The 20950-nt window shown below is 45.7% G+C and carries 21 protein-coding genes and 1 pseudogene; 8 read left to right on the forward strand and 14 right to left on the reverse strand.

What is annotated here, in order from left to right:
• Nucleotides 1-136: 136 nt before the first annotated feature.
• The 3 genes and pseudogenes from QUA20_RS07745 to QUA20_RS07755 all read right to left on the reverse strand — a co-directional run bounded on the left by QUA20_RS07745 (nucleotide 137) and on the right by QUA20_RS07755 (nucleotide 1722).
• Nucleotides 137-679, reverse strand: a complete 543-nt coding sequence (locus QUA20_RS07745; RefSeq protein WP_333187285.1) for a hypothetical protein — start codon at nucleotides 677-679, stop codon at nucleotides 137-139.
• Nucleotides 676-987, reverse strand: a pseudogene (locus tag QUA20_RS07750) (DUF4365 domain-containing protein); the annotation flags it as partial. The pseudogene QUA20_RS07750 and the gene QUA20_RS07745, both read right to left, overlap by 4 nt.
• A gap of 213 nt (nucleotides 988-1200) precedes the next feature.
• Nucleotides 1201-1722 (reverse strand): hypothetical protein, encoded by a 522-nt coding sequence (locus QUA20_RS07755; protein ID WP_333187288.1) that lies wholly within the window; start codon nucleotides 1720-1722, stop codon nucleotides 1201-1203.
• Nucleotides 1723-1732: 10 nt separating this feature from the next.
• Here QUA20_RS07755 and QUA20_RS07760 point away from each other — a divergent pair, with 10 nt between their 5' ends.
• Nucleotides 1733-1870 (forward strand): hypothetical protein, encoded by a 138-nt coding sequence (locus tag QUA20_RS07760; RefSeq protein ID WP_333187290.1) that lies wholly within the window; start codon nucleotides 1733-1735, stop codon nucleotides 1868-1870.
• A gap of 187 nt (nucleotides 1871-2057) precedes the next feature.
• Here QUA20_RS07760 and QUA20_RS07765 read toward each other — a convergent pair whose 3' ends face one another.
• On the reverse strand, nucleotides 2058-2321 hold the full coding sequence (locus QUA20_RS07765; RefSeq protein ID WP_333187561.1) for a DUF1016 N-terminal domain-containing protein: 264 nt from the start codon (nucleotides 2319-2321) through the stop codon (nucleotides 2058-2060).
• Nucleotides 2293-2511, reverse strand: a complete 219-nt coding sequence (locus QUA20_RS07770; RefSeq protein WP_333187293.1) for a hypothetical protein — start codon at nucleotides 2509-2511, stop codon at nucleotides 2293-2295. Before QUA20_RS07770 ends, QUA20_RS07765 begins: the two co-directional genes overlap by 29 nt.
• Before the next feature lie 223 nt (nucleotides 2512-2734).
• Here QUA20_RS07770 and QUA20_RS07775 point away from each other — a divergent pair, with 223 nt between their 5' ends.
• The 3 genes from QUA20_RS07775 to QUA20_RS07785 all read left to right on the forward strand — a co-directional run bounded on the left by QUA20_RS07775 (nucleotide 2735) and on the right by QUA20_RS07785 (nucleotide 6334).
• A complete protein-coding gene (locus QUA20_RS07775; RefSeq protein ID WP_172186610.1) occupies nucleotides 2735-2971 on the forward strand; it encodes a hypothetical protein in 237 nt (78 codons plus the stop codon).
• 90 nt (nucleotides 2972-3061) lie between these two features.
• Entirely contained in the window at nucleotides 3062-5830 is a 2769-nt protein-coding gene (locus QUA20_RS07780; RefSeq protein ID WP_333187297.1) for a DUF3536 domain-containing protein, read from the forward strand.
• 279 nt (nucleotides 5831-6109) lie between these two features.
• On the forward strand, nucleotides 6110-6334 hold the full coding sequence (locus tag QUA20_RS07785) for a ferredoxin-thioredoxin reductase variable chain (protein WP_172186608.1): 225 nt from the start codon (nucleotides 6110-6112) through the stop codon (nucleotides 6332-6334).
• 281 nt (nucleotides 6335-6615) lie between these two features.
• On the opposite strand, the gene QUA20_RS07790 is transcribed toward QUA20_RS07785, so the two are convergent.
• The 4 genes from QUA20_RS07790 to QUA20_RS07805 form a co-directional block, all read right to left on the reverse strand.
• Nucleotides 6616-6849, reverse strand: coding sequence for a hypothetical protein (locus tag QUA20_RS07790; RefSeq protein ID WP_172186607.1), 234 nt, complete (start codon nucleotides 6847-6849; stop codon nucleotides 6616-6618).
• Between the two features lie 294 nt (nucleotides 6850-7143).
• Nucleotides 7144-7938: a YdcF family protein gene (locus QUA20_RS07795; protein ID WP_333187300.1), complete on the reverse strand. Its 795-nt coding sequence runs from the start codon at nucleotides 7936-7938 to the stop codon at nucleotides 7144-7146.
• Nucleotides 7939-8130: 192 nt separating this feature from the next.
• Nucleotides 8131-8457 carry a hypothetical protein gene (locus QUA20_RS07800; protein WP_333187303.1) on the reverse strand — a complete coding sequence of 109 codons (327 nt, stop codon included), beginning with the start codon at nucleotides 8455-8457 and terminating at the stop codon, nucleotides 8131-8133.
• An 86-nt stretch (nucleotides 8458-8543) separates the two neighbouring features.
• On the reverse strand, nucleotides 8544-10103 hold the full coding sequence (locus QUA20_RS07805) for an AAA family ATPase (protein ID WP_333187305.1): 1560 nt from the start codon (nucleotides 10101-10103) through the stop codon (nucleotides 8544-8546).
• Between the two features lie 152 nt (nucleotides 10104-10255).
• Here QUA20_RS07805 and QUA20_RS07810 point away from each other — a divergent pair, with 152 nt between their 5' ends.
• Nucleotides 10256-11272: an adenosine kinase gene (locus QUA20_RS07810; protein WP_333187307.1), complete on the forward strand. Its 1017-nt coding sequence runs from the start codon at nucleotides 10256-10258 to the stop codon at nucleotides 11270-11272.
• Here the strand turns inward: QUA20_RS07810 and QUA20_RS07815 are convergent.
• Nucleotides 11269-11421, reverse strand: a complete 153-nt coding sequence (locus tag QUA20_RS07815; protein WP_333187308.1) for a hypothetical protein — start codon at nucleotides 11419-11421, stop codon at nucleotides 11269-11271. The genes QUA20_RS07810 and QUA20_RS07815 overlap by 4 nt on opposite strands.
• A 16-nt stretch (nucleotides 11422-11437) precedes the next feature.
• Nucleotides 11438-13783, reverse strand: coding sequence for a choice-of-anchor K domain-containing protein (locus QUA20_RS07820; RefSeq protein ID WP_333187311.1), 2346 nt, complete (start codon nucleotides 13781-13783; stop codon nucleotides 11438-11440).
• 366 nt (nucleotides 13784-14149) lie between these two features.
• Here QUA20_RS07820 and QUA20_RS07825 point away from each other — a divergent pair, with 366 nt between their 5' ends.
• The gene (locus QUA20_RS07825; protein ID WP_333187313.1) at nucleotides 14150-15790 is read left to right on the forward strand and encodes an ATP-binding protein; all 1641 of its coding nucleotides are present in this window, start codon (nucleotides 14150-14152) and stop codon (nucleotides 15788-15790) included.
• Nucleotides 15791-15980: 190 nt separating this feature from the next.
• On the opposite strand, the gene QUA20_RS07830 is transcribed toward QUA20_RS07825, so the two are convergent.
• Nucleotides 15981-16961, reverse strand: coding sequence for an ABC transporter ATP-binding protein (locus tag QUA20_RS07830; protein ID WP_333187315.1), 981 nt, complete (start codon nucleotides 16959-16961; stop codon nucleotides 15981-15983).
• 110 nt (nucleotides 16962-17071) lie between these two features.
• Between QUA20_RS07830 and QUA20_RS07835 the strand changes: the two genes are divergently transcribed.
• Entirely contained in the window at nucleotides 17072-17278 is a 207-nt protein-coding gene (locus QUA20_RS07835) for a hypothetical protein (RefSeq protein WP_333187318.1), read from the forward strand.
• 199 nt (nucleotides 17279-17477) lie between these two features.
• Here the strand turns inward: QUA20_RS07835 and QUA20_RS07840 are convergent, their stop codons facing one another.
• Entirely contained in the window at nucleotides 17478-18407 is a 930-nt protein-coding gene (locus QUA20_RS07840) for a phosphoribulokinase (RefSeq protein ID WP_172186600.1), read from the reverse strand.
• Between the two features lie 215 nt (nucleotides 18408-18622).
• On the opposite strand from QUA20_RS07840, the gene QUA20_RS07845 reads away from it, so the two are divergent.
• Nucleotides 18623-18874 carry a hypothetical protein gene (locus QUA20_RS07845; RefSeq protein WP_333187320.1) on the forward strand — a complete coding sequence of 84 codons (252 nt, stop codon included), beginning with the start codon at nucleotides 18623-18625 and terminating at the stop codon, nucleotides 18872-18874.
• A gap of 330 nt (nucleotides 18875-19204) precedes the next feature.
• Here QUA20_RS07845 and QUA20_RS07850 read toward each other — a convergent pair whose 3' ends face one another.
• On the reverse strand, nucleotides 19205-20836 hold the full coding sequence (locus QUA20_RS07850) for a GTP-binding protein (protein ID WP_333187322.1): 1632 nt from the start codon (nucleotides 20834-20836) through the stop codon (nucleotides 19205-19207).
• Nucleotides 20837-20950 lie beyond the last annotated feature (114 nt).

Below are 20950 nucleotides of genomic sequence, written 5' to 3' on the forward strand. Positions count from 1 at the left end.
GAATATCTACCAAAATGGAATTATCGTGCAGTTCCGACTATTTAGCAGACGCTAATGTTATTAAATTTTCATTCCTAGGGAACTTGATATCTGTTTGGAAGGTGTTTAATATAGATTTCGACAAAATCTGTTAGTTTTACCACAATTCATCGAGAGTTAAGTTGTGGGGGTTTTTGAGGATGAAGGCGTTGTCGTCTTTGATTAAGTCACCGGTACAGAGAATCGGTAAGCGTTCATGATAAGCTTTAATCGCCAGGATATAATCTTTGTCTGCGAGTGAAGTTTGAATTTTCCGCAATTTGGCAACTACAAGGCCGAGGAGAGTAATTTCGCCACTTAAATTTTTGGTATTTGGGGTGTGAATTTGCATAACAATTCCCTGAATAGTCGTGTTGGGAATGCGGGTAAGTAGTTCGCTTAAAATTTCAATTTGAGGGCGATTTTCTGCGTTTTCTAGGGTTTGGATTGCCTCGCGGATGCGGGCTGCATAATCTCCCAGGTTTTCCCGGTTAGGTAGCAATATTTCAAATTCTTCTGCATCGGCTGTTGGTTTGTGCCAAAGTGTGGCATTATCTAAAAAAGGTTGTTCTTCATGCCAGCCGTGAGTTTGTAAGTAATTTCTCAGTTGATTTAGCTCGATTGTTTCGAGAGTTTGGCTATCTTTTACGGTGATTTTCATGGTTGAACTCCTTGGCTAATTCCCTCCATAATTGACTGAAGGGCGGCGACTGTAAATTGGTTGGTTTTGGGGATGGCGACGGTGACAGCGTTTGTGTTTTGTGTTTTTGGCTTTCCCCGCAGCGAGATCCAATATCCGCAGCCTCTGATGCAGAGTTCTGTTTCGGACTGGGTTAACCAGTCTTCGGGTGTTTCGGGGATTAAAACGACAACTAAAATTCGGGGAATGGCGAAGTCATCCATTCTTAAGTCGTCGTAGTTTTTGAGCTTGAGGGGGTAGCGGATAAAGCGATCGTCTTGGATATCTCTTGATGTAGATTTTCACTGCAATTCTCAGCGAGGTGCTCTGATGGGGCCAGTCGTGCCTTTGGCAGCTACTCCCGAATCCACGCTATCATCGTCTACGAATGGTTTGTAGAGGGAATAGCCGGCAACGGTGGTGACAGCTTGCAGGTAGATGTTGCTTAATTGTTCTTTTTGTTGGTGGATGTCATTAATTAATTCTCTCTGTATTTTAGTAGTTTACTTGACTAAGAAAGAAGATAAAATTACGTCAATTGCGGACAAAATAGCAGCGCATATTAGTGCCCAGATAGCCCCTTTAAACAAATCTGATATTTTGTCTCTATTTTTAGCCAATTCCTTGATGGATTGATTCCAGTTTTCTATGATTAAGAGTCTATACTCTTCCTCTGTTATGTCAAAGCATTTTTCTATTAATTCGGCGGGCAAAATTATTTCCCCTGCTATTTGCGACTTAAATCCCAAGAAACAATAAATCAAAGAAATTATTAAAGCCAGGTAACTTGAAAATTTTAAAACCAAACAAAAATTACACTCCAAAGAAATATCCAAAGCATCAATATTTACTGCAAGCGAACGATCTGGCAAGCTGGAAAAAAAGCGAATTAGAGCTGCATCAAATCCCAGCACTATACCTAGTTTTGTAGCAAGCCTATTGCTACTCATATCTAAATCTTTTAATGCCTGCTCTGCGTATTCGTAAATTAGCGTTATATTGGGATTACATTCATTATTACTCAAAGGAACCTCCATGTCTAATAATTCAGCAGATCAGCAAGAGTCTAATACTTCTCGAAAACCTCCAGAACGTCCAGAACCTCCAAAACCTCCTGAACGAATCAAGTTTGAAAAGACGGTGCATAGGAGAAATGATGGTGCGGGTTCCTGATATTTCTAGCTAGGTTCTCTAAATCCTTCACCCGAATCTCACCTGAGAGAACCTTGGGCAGCAAAACATCACGGGTTACAGCTAGGGTGAAGGATTGCTCTAAGATTTTTCATAATACTTATCTTTACTTCGCACTATCTAATTTTATCATTCCTCCTCAATTTCCACATCCACCGCTTCTAACTGCTCAATTGTCGGCAAACATCCTTTCAGGAAAAGCTATTTGTAAGTAAACAGCTAAATTGTCTATAACTTTTGCTCCCCATCCTCGCGGCTGTTGCCTGTTTAAAATATTCCGTCCAATTGGCCAGTAAAGCAACACTAATTCGCAGTTGACACAAAGTACGGTCCGCACTTGATATTGCACAATACGTTCCTTAAGTTCTCGCCAAAAATCATGATAATCATCAGCAATTGACGAACTATCTGCCAGAACCCACCCTCTGCCGATTTTCCCGAATCATCGCCTCTAACTTGGCACTCTCGGCAAATTGCCTCTCCAACTTCGCCGTCAAATGCAGCATCTTCTCGTCCAAACCCTCCTCCTCCTCCAATGCCTCCGCCTCCGCCCCCACATACCTCTCAGGAGTTAAAACATCACAGTTACCGTTTTGCTTTTTTGTTGCCTTTTGACTCCGCACAAGTGTTACAACTCTTCTGGAAAGTACATTTGCAGCAAATTTGCCCCGCCCTAACCCAACTAGCCTAACTTCTCTAGGACTTAGGTAAAAAGCACCTAAAGTATGATGCGAAACTAGGGCAAAACTCTTATTCTATAAATCGATCGGGCATTAAACCGATTATCCACAACCGCCAAGATTTCTTGCCAAAAATTAAATCTTTCCGGCGAAAAGTTGCTATTTAATGAATAAGACTTTACAATCCAGCAAGGTAAATGAAACTCTCAACGAGCAGCCCTGCAAGCACGAACCCGAAATGGGTCGCAAGTGCCAAAAAGCAGCAAAAGCTACCTTTTTTAAGTCTTTCAACAGCAAAGCATTGGCAAAAACACCAGGGATCGACGGTTGGCATCTTGGAACGAATGCTTTGCTAGCAATACTACAAATGTATCAAAACTTATCTGCCAAAATTTACCCCTAACAGATGCCTCGCTACAACTCTTGCTGCGTAAGGTTTCAGTTTCTAATTAGGCTGGTTTTATTGTCTTTAACTACTTGAGGATTCGATCGCATGGTTTCGATTTCTACAACTCAATCCGATGTGCTACCTTTGTCTGCGCCAACCGTAAAGGCTGCAACCCAAAGCAGTGTGGCTGCTGCAACTGGGGTCTGCGTGACGGTTCACGGTCACTTTTACCAGCCACCCCGGGAAAACCCTTACCTGGACGCGATCGAACGCCAAGCCAGCGCCTCTCCAGCCCACGACTGGAACGAACGCATTGACAACGAGTGCTACCGCCCCAACGCCTTTGCCCGCATAATCAACGATCGCGGCGAAGTCACGGGGATCGTCAACAACTACGAGTATATGAGCTTCAACATCGGGCCGACCCTGATGAGCTGGCTCGAACGCTACGACACGGAAGTCTACCAGCGGATTCTGGAGGCCGATCGGAAAAGCTGTCAGCGGCTCAACGGTCACGGCAACGCGATCGCCCAAGTATACAATCACATCATCATGCCGCTGGCTAACGAGCGAGACAAATACACCCAAATTCGCTGGGGGATCGCAGATTTTCGCTCCCGGTTCGATCGCGATCCCGAAGGAATGTGGCTCGCCGAAACCGCAGTAGACTACGCCACCCTCGAAGTTTTAGTCGCTGAAGGCATCCGCTTCATTGTCTTAGCCCCCTCCCAAGCCGAACGCTGCCGCCCCCTTATCGGGCAAAACCACGAAGGGGAACCAGGGCATAATTCCGAATGGCACGAAGTCGGCGGGGGTCAAATCGATCCGACTCGCCCGTACCGCTGCTATTTGAAACCAGAAATGCGATTGATGGCTGACCATCAACTCTCGCCGCTGAGCACTCACTATTTTGGCCGCCAGCACTCCCACAATTCTCCAGCCCCAACTGCCAACACTCCCTACATCGATATCTTTTTCTACGACGGCCCGATCTCGCGGGATATGGGCTTCAATGACGTTCTCAGCAGCAGCCACCACTTGGTCGGCCGCTTGGGTCAAGCAGTGCGGGGAGACCACCGACCGGCTCAATTAATCTGCGTGGCGACGGACGGCGAAACTTTCGGCCACCACAAAAACGGTACCGAAAAATGTCTCGCTTACGCCTTCACAGAAGAGTTTCCCCGTCGAAACTGGACGGTGACGAATTTTGCTCATTATTTAAGTCAAAATCCGAGCGCTTGGGAAGTGGAACTCAAACCCGTGACGGCCTGGAGTTGCTCTCACGGGGTCGATCGCTGGCAAGAAGATTGCGGCTGCGGCGGCGGTGGCGAGTGGAACCAAAAATGGCGCCGCCCCTTGCGGGATACTCTCAATTGGCTACGCGATCGACTGATTCCGATTTACGAAGAAGCGGGGCGCAAGCTGTTGCGCGATCCCTGGAAAGCCAGAGATGAATATATTGAGGTCATCCGCGATCGATCGCCCGCTAACGTTGACAGTTTCCTCGAACGCCATCAAATCCGCCCCCTCGATGCCGGAGAACAGGTGGACGTCCTGCGACTGCTGGAAATGCAGCGCCACACCCTGTTAATGTTCACTAGCTGCGGCTGGTTTTTTGAAGAAATCTCGCGGCCAGAAGGCGTGCAAATTCTGCGCTACGCGGCCCGGGCGCTGGAATTGGCTGCCGAAGTTACCGGCGTCCAGCTAGAAAAGGATTTTGTCGCTCAACTAGCCCTCGTACCCAGCAACGTTGACTATTTCAAAACAGGGGCGGAAGTTTACCGCAAACTCGTGGTGACAGCCCAAATTAGTCTCAGACAAGTGGCCGCCCACTACGCGATCAGTTCTCTGTTTGCCAAATATCCCCGGGAACAGCGAGTTTACTGCTATCAGGCCCTGCAGGAAGATTTCCAAATTCAGCGCATGGGCTCGATGACTCTGGCTGTGGGTCAATTGCAGTTAACCTCGGAAATTACGCGGGAAACAGAGGTTTATGTGTTTGCTGCGCTGCACCTCGGCGGCTGGGACTTCCACTGCTGCATTCAGCCTTTTGGCAGCCGCCGGTCTTACACTATGCTCAAAGAGCGGTTGTTTGGAGTTCTGCAAGAAGCATCGGCGGCCCACGCGATTCTGGAAATGGTGCGACTGTTTGGGGATCAGTCCTTTAGCTTGCGGGATTTGTTTGCTGAGGAACGCCACCGGATCGTGCAGTTGCTGAGTCAGGAAAATTTGACTCGGTTGGATCAGCTTTACACCCAGGTTTACCGCGAAAATTACGGGGTGATGATGGCGTTCCACCGCGACGAGTTGCCAGTGCCGGTAGAGTTGCAGGTTGCTGCTGAGGTGGCTTTGGGACACCGCTGTTTGACGGCGGCCAAGGCCCTGGAACTGGAAACGGAGGATGTGGAACCGCTGCTGGCAGAAATAGAGGCGATCGCCACTGAAAGCGGCCATCTCCGCTGTCGGTTGAACGTTCCCGAAGTCAAGCAAATTTTGGAAAAAATGGTTTGGCGATCGCTTGACGCGCTGCTGCAAGCAGGCTCGGGCGCGGAGGACCGCTCGCCTGTCAAGTTAGAAACTGATATCCGCACGATCGAGCGTTTGATTGCTGTGGGCGATCGGCTGAGTCTGGGTTTGTGTCTGGATCGATCGCAGGAACTGTATTTCGATTCTCTGTACAGTCAAATTGTGCCTCTGTGTTTGGGCTGGCTGCAACTGCAAGATGCCTCGGCGGGCGATAGTGTGGTCGCTGCCGTTGCCTTGGGGATTGCAGGTTCCGGCGTCGGCTGGGACTTGCCTTCGATCCGGCAGTTGCTGGAGTTGGGCCGAACCTTGGCCGTTGATGTTGAGTGTTGGTTAAATCAGTTAAGTTGATCGTTTCTCGATTAGCCAAGGCAATCAATTCCCGCGCTTGAGAACCCGCCCGATCGGGCTTTAAATGCCGATCGGGCTTGCGGGATCAACCCAGAATCATCAACATTTCGGCTGGCGTGGATCGGGGCTGGGGATCAAATCAGCGACAGGGAACCGCCAACTTTGTTTAAGTTTTCGCTCTACTTGTGGGAAGATAAGAAGACTGTCGGCAAAGCCTACAAGTGTTAAGCACCCGTAGGCTTTGCAGAGTTTTGAAGAGAGAACACTAAATATAAGTCTATGAAAGTTGGCGATCGCGTTTGCATTAAAAACTCTGTTGTTGTCTACCACCACCCTCAAAATCGCAGTCAACCATTTGATATTAAGGGTATGGAAGGAGAAATCGTGGCGATCGTTCACGAATGGCACGGCCGACCTGTCAGTGCCAATTGGCCGGTTCTAGTTCAGTTTGACAAAAAATTTCGAGCTCACCTGAAAGAGGATGAGGTCGAAGTGATATCTTAGGAAGTCTAGCTGTCTCAAAAGTTGAAGCCGGAGGCAAAAGACAATATCCAATCCTGTCAGTAGATTTTAGATTTTAGATTTACTCCACAGATGAATCTGGAAGCTTGAACTAGGGTCTAAAATTTTGCGCCGCGACTCCTGTCGTTCGCAAGTATCCGTTTTTGGGCGGGAGTCATATAGCTGTTGTACAGTTTGTAGTGAGGACTTCAGTTTTTTCTATAGCTTTTAGTCGATCGGCCGGACTAAAGTCCTTACTACCAACCATCTTTTTTATTTAATCATTAATTTTTCGACCGTCCGCGGCTGAACCAACCGAAGATATTCAAATCTCCCTGCATTTTCTGCAATTCCTGCTGATGCTGCTTGGCTGTAGCGTAATACCACTGGCAGTGAAGTTCTAGTTCTTGACGGTACTTAATTTCATCGTAAAACTCCCGGACAATTTGGTGTCTCTGAAAAATTTCGGCCGCGGGAGTCGGTTCTGGGGCAATGTTTTGCAACTCGTGGGGCAGCATGATTGTTTGGGGGCGACTGTGGCTAATATTTGCTGTAATGACTTTAAGCTAACACAATAAATCATAGGATTTTAGATTTTAGATTTTAGATTTTAGATTTTAGATTTTAGATCGTATCAGTTTGATTCGGAATTTTATCTGATGAAGTTTTGTATGGGCGGGTTCGCCCAGATATTTGATAAGTATAGACAAATTATATAAACCCGCCCCGCCCCTATAATTGGGATGCAACCGGATTTGATATTAGTTTAAATTCTTCAATCTAAAATCCAATATTTAAAATATAAAATTTTGTTAAAGCCATCCCCGCAGACGATAAACTATTAAGCCGAGGTATTCTTTCAAAGCTTTAGTTGACTGGTGTAACTGATAAGTATCCGGCAATAAATCCAAGGCGACTGCTTGCCAATTGCTTTGGGATGCTGCGATATCCTGCTGCGTTATCTGAAAGTCTGTTGGTGCGGCAATTGCTTTTATTCCCTGACGCTGGAAAATTAAGAGCGATCGAGTCATGTGCATCGCCGATGTCACTAGCAAAACCGGCCCTTTTATAGCTTTAGCATCTAAAATTTTCCGCACGTTGACGGCATTTTGATAGGTGTTGTGTGAATCGGGGTCTTGCAGAATTGCTGATGCCGGTACGCCGATTGTTTGGGCAATTTCTGCCATGTCTGCCGATTCTGGAGACCCCCCACCTTTCCAATCTACTCTACCGCCGCTGAGAATTAACAGGGAAGCTTTGCCTTGCTTGTAAAGTCGGGAACCGTAGATTATTCGATCGCCTGCTTCCGCTAATTCTACCCAAGGACGGGGAGGTAAAGCTGCTTTGACACCGCCGCCCAAGACGATAATCGCTTCAGCTTGGGGGAGTTCGGCGGTTGGCAAGTTTTGCCATTCGAGCGATCGAACTAACGATTTTGAAACCCAACCGCTACTTCCGAGCAGTAAAATAATTAGAGCCATAGCAATTGGTGCAGCCACCCATTTGGGACGCTTCCAAAGTGTGATTAAAGCCGCTATCATTAACAGGCAACTCAACCCCAAAGGATAAATAAACAGCGGCAGGAGTTTCGATAGAAATACAAACATTAAGCAAGTAATTCAAATTGCTCGTTAGCGGGAAGGGGTAATGGGCGGTAATCGCTAATCAGTAATTAGTAATTTAGGTGGCGAAAGTTGTTAATTTTTAGTATTGAGTTTTGAATTCTGAACTCTTTAACTTCAAACCCCGCAGCGTTGCGAGGAAATAAGCAATCTCAATACTCAAAACTCTTTTCGGTGCTAGCGGCGATCCTCTGGCCCTGACAACCAGCCAAACAATGTAGCAGCATCACTCCTAGAGGTTTTGCTATATTTATGGCCGTCCGTTTGCACTACGTCTTTATTGAGGATAGCATCCGAGGTTTTATCCTTGGAATTTAAATTCGGGTTGAGTATTAATTCGTTGTGCCACCAAGCGACAACTAAACCTGCTGCCACGCCGCCCATGACACCAAAGCCGAGACTCAGGGGCAGCGTACATCCTACTAAGCGAAACCCAACGGTAAACAACACAAACCATATCAGCGCGGGGCTAAACCCCTTGGAGTCTCCGGTAAATTTTGGCATGAGCTGCAAGTTTTGTTTGTATTCACACAGAAAGATATTTACAATATTAGCAGACAATCAAATTGCCAAGGGCGATCTATCTACAACTACTCCCTACAAATCAAGTTTAATTGTACCTCTAAGTCTTGCGCGGTATCTACTATGTTTACAGAAATTTGTTCTTTTTCTGTAAAAGGTTCAAAAGCTGCTTGCTGCGAACTCAATAGTTCTGCTGTCGCGTCGGCAATATCGCCCCGGCGCTGTTGCAGCCGTTCTCGCAATACTTCAATTGGTGCGGTGCAGTAAATAATTTGCAGGGGCAAGCCGCGGGATTGAGCCTGATTAATTGCATCCGTTCTCAAGTTTTGGCGATCGAACTTTGCATCTAAAATCACATCCCAACCTCGGTCAGCCAAAATTATCCCCAACTCTAACAATCTACCATAAGTCTGCGCGGTCATTTCATCCGAGTACAAATCTTGTCCGCCGCGTTCATTTAAAGAAATCCCGCCTAAATGTTTGCGAACAGCATCGGATCGAATATGAATTGCCCCAGTGCGGCGAGCCAAATATCGAGCTGCTGTACTCTTGCCAGAACCAGACAAACCGGACATCAAAGTTAACTTTCCCCGGCGCGGTTGTGTGTATTGCCAAGCCAGTTTATAGTAATCAGCGGCAGTCTGTGAAATCTCTGCTTTTTGCGCTGTTGAAATAGCGGCATCGTCCAACATTAACGAAGTTACTTTCGCTCTAACATAAGCTTGACGGCTCAAATACAGAGGCAACAGTTGCAGTCCTTTCCAATCCCCTGTTTGTTCGATGTAAGTATTGAGAAAAGCATTGCCCAAGTCTCTGCGCCCCCGCGATTCCAAATCCATTACTGTAAAAGCGACATCGTACATGACATCAACAAAGCGAAAATCTTCATTAAATTCAATGCAGTCGAACAGCAATATTTTATCTTGCCACAATGCTATATTCCGCAAGTGCAAATCTCCGTGGCACTCGCGAATTTTATTATTGGCAATCCGCCGGTTAAATAATTCTTGATTTTTTTCAAAAAACTCATCTGTATAATCTTTAGTTTCCTGAAATTGTACCTGAGTCTGCGGCCCGCCGATATATTTTTGCGAAATCAGATAATTGTTGTCTATTGCGATCCGAATCTGATTGACTTCGCCAAATGTGCGAATGTAGCTATTACTAATTGTCGTGCTGTGAAACTTGGCAACTTCCCGCCCTAAGTCTGCCATAATTTGCTCGGTCAACATTCCATTTTCCAACAAACTAAGCAACAGCGAATCTTGAGGAAACTCCCGCATTTTCAGCACATATTCTACAGCTATTTTGGCGGAATTTATAGCAGGTAAGTTGCTGCCCAATTGGAACGAATCGCCACTTTGAATAACGGGCAAAACTTCTAGATAAATTTCTGGTGCAGTGCGTCGGTTCATCCGCAATTCTTGGGTGCAGAAATGCTGCCTTTTATCCAAGGTTGAATAGTCGAAAAAGCCAAAATTGACTGGTTTCTTGATTTTGTAAGTATAATATCCTGTCAGCAGGATAAAGGAAGCGTGAGTCTGAATTAGCTGCACTGGTTCTGTCACCCCGTGCGGGTAAAAGCCGGGCTGCAACATTTGCTGAATCAGAGGTGGGAGACAAGTCATAGCGATTTTAGATTTTGGATTTTAGATTTTAGATTGGGGATTTTGGATTGTGAATTTTAGATTTTAAGTTGGGGACTTTAGATTGGGAGTGGGGATGTTGACTTTAATACGATTTATTATAGAGTTGATAGTTAGTGTAAAAAAAAGCAGCGATGACAGAAAATAATCAAGAATCTGGTTCCGTGGATGTGTTTGGCGTGGGAAATGCCCTGGTAGACATCCTAGCATTGGTGCAAGATGAATTTGTACTCGGCCACGGGCTGAATCGCGGCGGGATGACGCTGATGAATTCGGAAACGCAGGGGGGGATTTTGCACGATTTAGAGCACAATTCGCTGCAAATGCGATCGGGCGGTTCGGCAGCAAATACGATGATTGGTTTGGCTCAGAGCGGCGGTAAAGCGTATTATTCGGGGAAGGTTGCTAAGGATACTAACGGGGAATTTTACCGGCAAGATTTGCTGGCGGCGGGGATTGATTTTAACGTGCATCCTGCTGCTGAGTCGAACGAGCCCACTGGTACTTGTGTAGTGCTGACTACGCCGGATGCGGAACGCACGATGTGTACTAATTTGGGTGTTTCTACTACTCTGGCGGCGAGTGATATTGATGTCGATCGCCTGGCTCACTGCAAGTACAGTTATGTTGAGGGCTATCTTTGGGATGCTCCCGATCCGAGAAAGGCTAGCATTGAGACGATGGAACAGTCTAAGCGTCTGGGTGTGAAGGTGGCTTTTACTTTTTCGGATGGCTTTTTAGTCGATCGATTTGCTGATGATTTTCACAAGGTGGTTTCGGAATATTGCGATGTAATTTTTTGCAATGCTGATGAAGTTCGGAGCTTTTTTAAGGAGGAATCTCTGGAAGAGTGCGCTCGGAAAATGAGCGAGATTTCGGATTTGGCTTTTATCACTAATGGGGAGAAAGGCTGCATGGTGGTGGAGAACAAACACATTGTTGATGTGGCTGGATTTCCGGTAAAGGCGATCGATTCTGTGGGTGCTGGAGATGCTTTTGCTGGCGGTGTTTTGTTTGGAATTACTAACGGTTTGAGTTCTGCACAAGCGGCTCGCTGGGGCAATTTCTTGGCTTCTAGGGTGGTGCAGATTCATGGGCCTCGGCTGGAGGGTTCTCAGGCTCATCTTTTGAGTGAGGTGATTTCTGGTTAGGAATTGAAAGGGGCGATCGCACTTTTTGCGTTAAGGGCGATCGCTCTTTTTTGAACCGCAGATGAAGGCGGATGAACGGGGAGGGATAAAGGGCGATCGCACTTTTTGTCGTAAGGGCGAGCGTACTTCTTAATATTGCTGTGACTCAACTATTGGGCGACTTTCCTACAACATTCCTATCTGGGTGATTGGGTCGTTCAGGGGTATAGTGAACGAGGAACTTTTCACAATATCGGGCGGCGTGTTGATGACAACACCAAAGATATTTGTATATACACCAAAAATTTGACTGGTTTCTGTGTATTGGATAATGGTGTCTGGAGTGCCATCTTGATTCACATCAGTAGGAGTGAAGATGAGAATGTCTATGGGTACGCCTCCATTGATACCAATGCGATCGCCCTCGCTAGCATTGAAGTCAATTAACAAATCAGCAGTAGCAGGATTGGTTTCTTCTGTACCTGTGTCTGTTCTCAGGATAAAGATATCGCTTCCACCTCCACCAGTCAGGCGATCCGTTCCTCTTTCACCGATTAAGATATCTTCTCCATCATCGCCAAAGATTTGATCGTTGCCTTTTCCTCCCCTCACTAAATCATCAGCAACACCTCCTGAGACGAAATCATTACCTTTATTACCAGCGAGAATGTCGTTAGCATCCTCTCCTAAAATGCGATCGTCACCTTTTCCTCCCAGCAAATAATCGCCACCAGCAGCACCTTCAAGAGTGTCAGCACCCCTAGCAGCTAATACCACATCTGTTACGGAAGAGCCGATAATGCGATCGTTATTTTCAGTCCCCAGCAGCCCTCCGGGATATTGAGCTATTACTGCTTCAGTAATCTGAAAAGTTGAATTTTGCTCGGCTGAGGCTTGTAAGTTTTGGGCAACTCGTGGTGGCGGAAAAAGAACGCTAGACACATTAGCAGATAAACCATCCAACAAGCCTTTACTAAAATTGGAAACTCTGGTGTTAAAGTCATCTATTGTCTCTCCTATCTTATTTGTTATCTTCTCTGGTAGCTTTGCTGCCAACTCAATCGCAATGTCGTTTTCGTTTCCAAAAATTGATACTTGTTTAATTTGACCAATCAACTGAGCCTCAGAAAATTGTTGTTCAGGCGTATTAAATCGCCCTAGTGTTGTTTGACCGCTATCAGCAGAAAATCCCACTAATTGCAGTCGATAGTCTGTTCCTTGAAAGTTGAATTTTTCTTTAGCAATACCATCAGAAAAGCGAAGAATATCTCCATCTTTCACAGGATCGAGAGTTGTATTTTCTGTAGTAGTCAAGTTAAATGGGAAATTAAAAGTCTGGGTGTTAGGTACAGGATTAGTGAGAGACAGCGTGACATTGAGAGGAAAATCACCTTCAGGTTCTGAACCAAAAACAGTAAGTCCATTGCGGTAGGTCAGATTGCCAAGCTCGAAAGGAATATCAGTGGCTGTGATCAATCTATTGCCGTCAAACTGTACATAGCTTTCACTATCTCCACCAGCAGGAGTTCCTAAAATTTTCTTATTCCCGCTGCTGCCAAAAGTTCCCGATGTTGAGCCTGTAAAAAGAGCTTTAGTGCTGTCAACGTCTATTTTATCAGTTTCAGCAGAATTCAACCTATTCAGATCTAAAACTTTTCCATCAGATTGAGGGAAAACTGTTCCTTTAATGAGGTCTGTGTATAGTTCATTCGCGTAGCCATGATTATCAACAAAGTTTGATTTACCTGGCTGAAAAAAATTATTCCAGTTGACAAAGATATCAAATTCTCCTATTGCATCATCATGTCCTAAAGTCTTGCTTGTATGGAGAGCCACTACTCTCTTAGCATCATCGGGGTCTAAGCGATCGCTTGGAGGAACTGGCTCCCGCTCTGGAACTTGGACAGTTCTAAAAGTACCTGACCTCGCGCCTGGCACTAACACTGTTGTAAAATTCCCTGTTTCTCTAGTTTCAAAATTAGGCCCTGCTGGGTCTAAACCAGTGATGCGATTTAGTTCGTTGCCTGTGAGTTCTTCATATTTAGCACCAGCAAAACCTGATACATGAGCGCCTAAACTGTGACCCATAAGCTCTATTTTGTTTGGGTCAAGATTCCGTGCTTTTAGATATTGAGCAAGTTGATCTCCCACTTCTCTGGTGTTAGTGGCTGCTTCATTATAAATGTTTAAACCCAGTGCAGGTTTAGCACCGTCTTCCCAATCTACGAGAATGATATTAGCATCCGGTTCTCGTTCTCGAAGAGCCTTAGCCCTTTCTGACATCCAGGTTTCAGGTATAAATTGATTATTCTGATTACCACCCGTGTCAATTTTTGCATTACCACCCTGGTTTTGAAATCCATGAATGATTACATAAGTATTTTTATCGGCAGTTGTTCCAAATGGCTGATTGATATCAAGGAGCCCAACTGGGTTGGCAGACCTTAATGCAGAATCATCTACTCCCAGTGTGCTAGGAGTAGATTGAACTATTCTGTCCTTACCCCATATATTGAAATTCACATTAACCATAATCCCATCTCCTCAAAAATATAGTTGCGTCAAATCCAGCAAAGCCCGCCTAGCAAGCTTTCCTAAATATCTATCAGGACGTTCATCTGCTTTTTATGCAAATCGCCCTGTTTTTGTAATAAAACTTTACATTGCTCCAACAGCAGATAAGCTGTATCCCCGATCGCCCGCCAGATGCACCGTCAAACGTAGCTGACAGCCAAACACATCATTTCACAATACTCCACAATCCTGAATCTGTATCGGCTCAACGGCTCACCATTTGGCTCAACATAAAAGGATCATTTGGCTCATTTGGCTCACTTTTTGGCTCACAAAATCAGGTAATATTCTTTACTAAGGCATAATTTCCGTAGAGGAGTCGCAATGGCAGGTTTGCTCAGAGCATCCGAAGAAGGGCTAAAAATCATTGACATGGTAAGACGCAATCTCGGATGGAATAAAGCAGATGAGCTCTGGTGTCAGGCTGCTCTCACTTCAAAAGCAACTTTAAAGCGATTTTGGACGCAGCAACCAATTAGACGAGAGACTTTTATACACATTTGCAAAGCTGTAGGTGTGAAAAACTGGCAAGACATTGTTGCGCGGGAAATTCAAGAACCAGAATTACTATCAGCCGCGATCGCAGATATCCCCCTAGACAACCAAAACGATCGCACTTTCCCCCTCCCAGAAAACTTACCCCCCGTCAGAAATTGGGTACAGCGCACAAAAGAAATCGACATCTTAAAAACTACGATCGTTAACTCAGACATCACCGCCATCTCAATTGTCGGATTACCGGGCATCGGAAAAACCACCCTCGTCAGCCAACTAATTCGCCAACTCCACACAGAAAATACCCCCTTCACCTGCGCCGCTTGGCAATCCTTGCAATCGGCAACAGGCAAATCACCCCCCTTCGATCGCACAATTGACTCGCTGCTATTCACCCTCTCCAACGGCGACATTACCGCAGCCGTCAATGCTCAAAATGACTACTTCAAAAAAACCGAAAATCTGCTCAAAATCCTCAGAGAAAAACCTTGCTTGCTCGTTTTCGATCGCGCCGACACACTTTTGAAAGCTGGAGAAGCCAAAGCCGCTGGTTATTTCGCCGAAGATTGTGCAGAATATGCTTGGTTATTCAAACAACTATTAGAAACTGAACATCAAAGCAAAATTATTTTCACCAGTCGCGAAAGCTTAGCCGAATTGCCGTCAACAGTCACCCGCGAAATCCAGCTAAACGGATTGGATCGAGATGCCGAAGTTGCCCTATTGCAATCTTTTAATCTGACTGCAAATCCAGAAGAATTAGCCGAAATGTGCGATCGCTATTCAGGACATCCCAAAGCCTTACAACTCGTCGCAGCCTTGATTCGAGATGATACCGAGTTTCAGGGAAATGTCGGGATTTTTCTGCACCAGAGAGACTGGTTGCTGATTCGAGATATTGAAAGAGCGATCGATGAAATGATAGTGCGTCTCAGCGACGGCGAGCAAACTTGTCTCAGCAGAATTTCTGTCTACCAAACCTCAGAATATCCACTATCTTTTGCAGGAATTAGCGCTCAAATGCCAGAAGTTAGCAAGTATGAGCTTAAAGAAAACATTATTCAAGGACTGAAGCGCCGCCAATTGCTCTATTACGATCGCCACCTCAAATCCTATCAGTTGCATCCGCTAGTCCGAGAAAAGGGCGAGTACCTGCTAAGTCAAAACCCCGAAAATATCCGTACCGCCCACAGCAAAGCCTATCATTATTATATCAGCATTCCGCTCAAACCAAAATCGGAATGGCAAGATATCGAAGATATTAAACCATTAATCAGAGCGCACTATCATGCTTCTCAAGCACAAGATTTAGATGCAGCAAATGCGATTATTTCTGAAGTTTATGAGTATCTGCGGCAGTGGAATTGTGCAGAGTTAGTATGTGCAAATCTACCGTTGCCATTGTTAACGGAAGTAAAAAACATTAGCCTTTCAGAGGCAGGAAAGATGCCCACCCCGCAAGAAATTTGATGTGTTGTGGAACGTGCATCTTGCCCGTTTTTTTATTATTAGTCAGGGCGGGCAAGATGCCCACCCCACAAGAAACTTGATGTGGTGTGGAACGGGCATCTTGCCCGTTTTCTTAGTCCGCGAAGGCGGACTTTGTATGTGTAGCCACTGGGTTTCAACCGCCCGGTTTCAGCCGCCAATTTTATAAACTTCAACCACTAGAATAAATTCCTCTTTCTTGCAGTTGCTGCATAAAAAACTCTTCCAAACTAGGCTTAGCCAAATTCATCCCAATTAGCTGCCCTCCCGTACCGTTCAGACTAGAAAGAAACTCCTTCGGCTCGCCCTGCAAATGACCGTACCACAAATCATTATCAACTTCCATATCCGGTATCCACTTTTTCAGGATATTCAAGTGACCCCCCCTACCTTCAACCCGGTAAGTTTCAGTATTGCCGAGGAGTTGGTCGATCGCACCAATGCAAATTAACTCACCCTTCGCTAAAATTGCCACTCGATCGCAAATCTTCTCCACATCAGACAATATATGCGAATTAAAAAAAATTGTTTTTCCTTGATTTTTCAGAGATAAAATTATCTCCCGCATCTGATAGCGTCCCATCGGATCTAAACCCGACATCGGCTCATCTAAAAATACCACATCTGGATTGTTAATCAAAGCTTGAGCCATGCCGATCCGTTGCAGCATTCCCTTAGAATACTGGCGCAACTGTTTTTTAATTGCTGCCGATTGAGATAGCCCAACTAGGTCTAGCAAATTCGGAATTCGCTGCCGCTGAATTGAGGGGGGAATTTGAAATAACCCCGCCGCAAATTGCAAGAATTCCCAGCCCGTGAGATAATCGTAAAAATAGGGATTTTCTGGCAAATAGCCGACTCGCTGCTTCACAGTGCGATCGCCCAAAGGCCTTCCCAACAGCAGCGCCCGGCCAGAAGTAGGGCGCACTATACCCAGCAAAGTTTTCAGCAGCGTAGTTTTCCCCGCTCCATTTTGCCCTAACAACCCGAAAGTTTCCCCTTCAGAGACAGTCAGAGTGCAATTTTTGAGCGATTCAATTTTTTCATTCATCCAAAAGCCAGTACGGTAGAACTTGCCCAGATTAAATGTTTCCACTACTGGGGTAGCTCCGGGCATCTCGGTGGGAGTTGGCGCATCTAGAAGAGGTTCCATTTTCGTAAGCGAAATAAGTAGCACCTGATTATATTCTATGGCACAAGTTCATTAATAATTGTTCTTTTTAATGTTAAACTAATATTAGCTGCACTTAAATATTTCTGAATATGGATCGTTCAAAAATTATTGCTATTATCACTGGGGTGATTTCTATAATTTTAGCAGTTGCCTATCTGCTGCTCGTCACCATCCTCGACTTCCGAGGCGAAATGCTGCCCGCACCTCAAAGTCATTTGCCGGTCTCGCTGCCGATTCAGCAATTGGCTAATGCTACTCTGACTTTACCAGCACTGAGGATTTATCCTCAATTGTGACACAAATAATATAATTTAAATTCCGCAATTTCGCCCATAAATTATGTACGTAAAACTGTGGGCGAAATGCTGCTATTTGTAGGGTGCGCAATGCGCACCTTACCACTATTTAGTCCGCGCAGGACGTTCGGCAAATCGAGCGTCGAGCCGCGGACGAAAGTTTGAATCTTGAGCGGTTTCAACCGCCGAGTTTTCTCAATTAATACACGTGAATTGCTTTCATCATGTGATACGCAACCAGCAACTGCGTCAAAGCTAGCGGGTAACTTTGCAAAACTTCGCCAGTTGTGCCGATCAGTTTGCCAATTTCCGGGTTGCCTTGGGCGGTGCAAAATCCCCGCAGGTGTGGCAACTCGCTGCACAAGATCATTTCCAGTTCGTTTACTTGATCGCTGGTAGCGTGGGAGTCTACTTCCAAAACGTCAACAGGTTTGCCCATATCCCGATCGAGTTCCAAGCGAATTGCAGGTTTAAAACTCTCGCTGCCTAGACCTAAAATTTCAGTAAAATCAGGGTGAGGAATTGTCGGCCTGAGCACTAAACGGACGCTCAAATTCGATTCATTGTCCGCTTCGGGCGGGTAAAAACTAACTACAACGTCAGCCGATTCACGCTGAGGACGAATGAAGTCTTCCGAGTCCGGTTCCCGTTTTTTTATTTCTGCAAGCACCTGTTCTTCAGTATAACCGCGCTTCATGATATCCCGCTTAACTTTCCACTGAGTTCGCAACTCTTCGGGAGGAGCGAGATACACTTTTACGTCGTAAGAATCGCGGATTGTTCGGGTTGCGTAACCCAGCAAACCTTCAACTATGACAAATTTGCTGGGCTTGATGTATTCCGGCGCGTCGAATGTACCTGTGGTGTGGTTGTAGATGGGTTTGAGAATTGCTTGTCCCGTGCGCAGCAGGCTGAGGTGCTGCTGCATGATGTCGAGGTGATTGCAGTCGGGATGCAATGCTGTGATTCCGATTTCTGCCCGCTGCTTTCTGTCGTAGCGGTGATAGTCGTCAGTGCAAATCACAGTGACATTTTCTGGTCCCAATACTTGGGCAATTCCCCGCGTCAGGGTGGTTTTGCCCGCTGCGCTGTCTCCGACAATACCGAGAATAATTGGTCGATCGCTCATTGTTTTTACCCCGACGGACAATAGCAAATTTTGTTGTGAATCTTACATCTTATCAAAGTTGTGTTCGATCCGATCGCTCGATCCGATGGTTTGACCCGATCCCCCGGACTCTCCCTAATGTGTAAAATTATTGTCATATTTCTTAATATAATGCGGCACCTGAGACTGAAAGAGTATCTGATTAAAAAATCACGCCCATTTCTCAACTGCCCGCGATGTCGATCGTACTTTTGAATCCGGCTATTGTGGGAATTTCGGGAAAATTACCCCTGCACAGTGTCCCGGTAGTCTCTTTTCTAGTGCAAATTGCACCAGCGGTGGGAATGGTGGGATATTTTTGGTTTCAAAACGGCCAGCAAGCAGTAAATCAACTTGCCAGTCCATCAATCGACGCCGAAGCCGATCGAATTTACTCGCAATATGAAGTTTTAGCCACAGCTTTCGCTGTGCGCGACCAATTAGTATAAATTTGAGTTCAGGACGCAATCATGCTCTCAAAAACCTATTTCTTTTACTTTTGCTTGCTTGCTGTAACGAAGTTTTTCCGTGAAAAAAATCGGTTTCGACGCACCCATGCGTAATTTCTAAATTTAAAGAAATAAAAAATAAATTTTCGGTTAAAATGCGTGGTGCTGTTGAGATTAAAGATCAAGGAGAAATGATGGTTTATTTATGGCTGGGGCAACATTAGTTAATTACCCCTCAATCTGCGGTTTCAACCGCTCCTTGTCAAACAAAGTCGGCCTGCGCAGACTGAGAAATCCGGGCCATATTTAAGCCGGACTTGATATTACTAATTACCACTCATCGTTTCGCTTGTTGGTGTGGGTTTCCCAATCGTCGTGTTGCGGCGACTGATACAAAGGTTCTGGTTCCAATTCGGCTGACATTTCTAATTCGGGTTCGGATTCTTGCTGATAGATGTTCAGAGGTTCGACAACGCGGGCGATCGCATCTTTGACAAATGCTTTGACAAACTCGTCTTTCCGATTTAACTGAAACTGCCTTTGCACAACTTCGGTGATGCCACCATCGCCCCAATCTTGGTCGTGACGGAAATATTCAATAAAACTTTTACCGGCAATTCGGGTTAAATAAGCGGCGCTGACTGCTTGAATTGCTTTGCCAAGTACAAACCCGGCTACGCTTAATTGCAGCGCCCTTGACACTACTTGAATTACGCCTTCAACTATTCCCAAACTGGCTAGGGTTTTTGCTAGAGACAATGCCAATTCTTTGGCGCGATCGATATTTAATTCGCAGCCGTAAATCTTGGCAATTTCTACTACCATCTGAGCGTTAACTGCTGCTGTCGCTAACAAATCCACAACTGGCAAAGGCGTTACAGCAATTACTCCGGCTCCGATCCACTGAAATCGCTCTACTGCTTTATCAGCTTGCCGTCTCCTTTGAGCGTCAATTAACTTGCGCGCTTGGTCTCCCAAGTGCTGAGATTGCAGCAAAATATTGTCGGCAATTAAGTCTTCGCCTTCGGCTCGCAAAATCGCAGCGACGCGCCGAATTAATGGCATAATATCCGGGTCTGGCTGAAAAATTGTGCCGTCTTCTAGTACAACTTTTTGCGGATTGGCGCTAATCACTACTACATCCATTGCTGATACAAAACCTTTGACTCGCTGCCGCAGCCTAGTGAGAATTTCATCTCTGTCGGTGTCGGGATAAAGGTCAACTTTATTAAAAACCACGATCGACCTTTTGCCAATTTCCGCCAAAGTCCGCAGCGGTTCGTACTCGGATTTGCGCAAATCGCCGTCCAAAACAAATAAGATCAAATCTGCCCTCGCCGCCAACTGCCTCGCCAATTCCTCTCTGTAAGTTCCCGCGACTCCCGCTTCCAAGATCCCTGGGGTATCAGTAATTGCTAATTCTCGATCGATTCCTTTCAATTTCAGAGTGTAAGTTTCGCCAACTTCGGTAGTTCCCATCGGCGCGCCCACCTGTCCCGCCATCCGCCCCACCAGCGCATTGACAGCGGAAGTTTTGCCCGCAGAACCGGTGCCGAAAACAACTACTCGAACGCTGCCGCGAGCCATGCTAGCTTCAATTTCGCGAGCTCTCAACAGCAAAGCTTGCCGCGCTACTTCATCTTGAATGCGATCGACTTGCTGCCTGATTGCTTTGAGATTTTCCGAAGCAGCTTCACTTTTTACAACAGGAACCTTAGGATTAATGGGTCGTTTTCCCTTAACTTTCTGCGGGCGTTGCAGCAGCCTAAAATAGTAAAATAGCGCAAAAATTAACGTTCCCAAAAGTACAATTATCAGGAAAATCAGCAAATTAGCCAGCAGCGGAGAAGCAGACCACGCAACTTGACTGTAAAGCCCTGTTAAGGAACTCACCAGCCCAATAATCAGCCCCAGGGCGAGGCAGAAAGCAGCAATTAAGGTTAACAGGCGCGGCAAAGGCATGAGGAAAGCGGCAAATAAAAGGGTTATTCTTTGATTTTTACATTTTCATGAGAATTCGGAAGTGATAAGCTATTGGCATTTAGATTGAAGCTCGATCGCGGGTTCTCCTCCCCG

Source organism: Microcoleus sp. Pol7_A1 (genome assembly GCF_036701085.1).
GTDB classification, from domain to species: Bacteria; Cyanobacteriota; Cyanobacteriia; order Cyanobacteriales; family Microcoleaceae; genus Microcoleus; species Microcoleus asticus.

What these genes read in the sequence shown, in the direction of transcription:
- QUA20_RS07800 (WP_333187303.1), bottom strand. Translation starts at nt 8,457, where the DNA reads ATGCCAAAATTTACCGGAGACTCCAAGGGGTTTAGCCCCGCGCTGATA.
- QUA20_RS07785 (WP_172186608.1), top strand. Translation starts at nt 6,110, where the DNA reads ATGAAAGTTGGCGATCGCGTTTGCATTAAAAACTCTGTTGTTGTCTAC.
- QUA20_RS07850 (WP_333187322.1), bottom strand. Translation starts at nt 20,836, where the DNA reads ATGCCTTTGCCGCGCCTGTTAACCTTAATTGCTGCTTTCTGCCTCGCC.
- QUA20_RS07795 (WP_333187300.1), bottom strand. Translation starts at nt 7,938, where the DNA reads ATGTTTGTATTTCTATCGAAACTCCTGCCGCTGTTTATTTATCCTTTG.
- QUA20_RS07835 (WP_333187318.1), top strand. Translation starts at nt 17,072, where the DNA reads ATGGATCGTTCAAAAATTATTGCTATTATCACTGGGGTGATTTCTATA.
- QUA20_RS07780 (WP_333187297.1), top strand. Translation starts at nt 3,062, where the DNA reads ATGGTTTCGATTTCTACAACTCAATCCGATGTGCTACCTTTGTCTGCG.
- QUA20_RS07845 (WP_333187320.1), top strand. Translation starts at nt 18,623, where the DNA reads ATGTCGATCGTACTTTTGAATCCGGCTATTGTGGGAATTTCGGGAAAA.
- QUA20_RS07825 (WP_333187313.1), top strand. Translation starts at nt 14,150, where the DNA reads ATGGCAGGTTTGCTCAGAGCATCCGAAGAAGGGCTAAAAATCATTGAC.
- QUA20_RS07805 (WP_333187305.1), bottom strand. Translation starts at nt 10,103, where the DNA reads ATGACTTGTCTCCCACCTCTGATTCAGCAAATGTTGCAGCCCGGCTTT.
- QUA20_RS07840 (WP_172186600.1), bottom strand. Translation starts at nt 18,407, where the DNA reads ATGAGCGATCGACCAATTATTCTCGGTATTGTCGGAGACAGCGCAGCG.
- QUA20_RS07790 (WP_172186607.1), bottom strand. Translation starts at nt 6,849, where the DNA reads ATGCTGCCCCACGAGTTGCAAAACATTGCCCCAGAACCGACTCCCGCG.
- QUA20_RS07830 (WP_333187315.1), bottom strand. Translation starts at nt 16,961, where the DNA reads ATGGAACCTCTTCTAGATGCGCCAACTCCCACCGAGATGCCCGGAGCT.
- QUA20_RS07810 (WP_333187307.1), top strand. Translation starts at nt 10,256, where the DNA reads ATGACAGAAAATAATCAAGAATCTGGTTCCGTGGATGTGTTTGGCGTG.
- QUA20_RS07760 (WP_333187290.1), top strand. Translation starts at nt 1,733, where the DNA reads ATGTCTAATAATTCAGCAGATCAGCAAGAGTCTAATACTTCTCGAAAA.
- QUA20_RS07745 (WP_333187285.1), bottom strand. Translation starts at nt 679, where the DNA reads ATGAAAATCACCGTAAAAGATAGCCAAACTCTCGAAACAATCGAGCTA.
- QUA20_RS07775 (WP_172186610.1), top strand. Translation starts at nt 2,735, where the DNA reads ATGAATAAGACTTTACAATCCAGCAAGGTAAATGAAACTCTCAACGAG.
- QUA20_RS07820 (WP_333187311.1), bottom strand. Translation starts at nt 13,783, where the DNA reads ATGGTTAATGTGAATTTCAATATATGGGGTAAGGACAGAATAGTTCAA.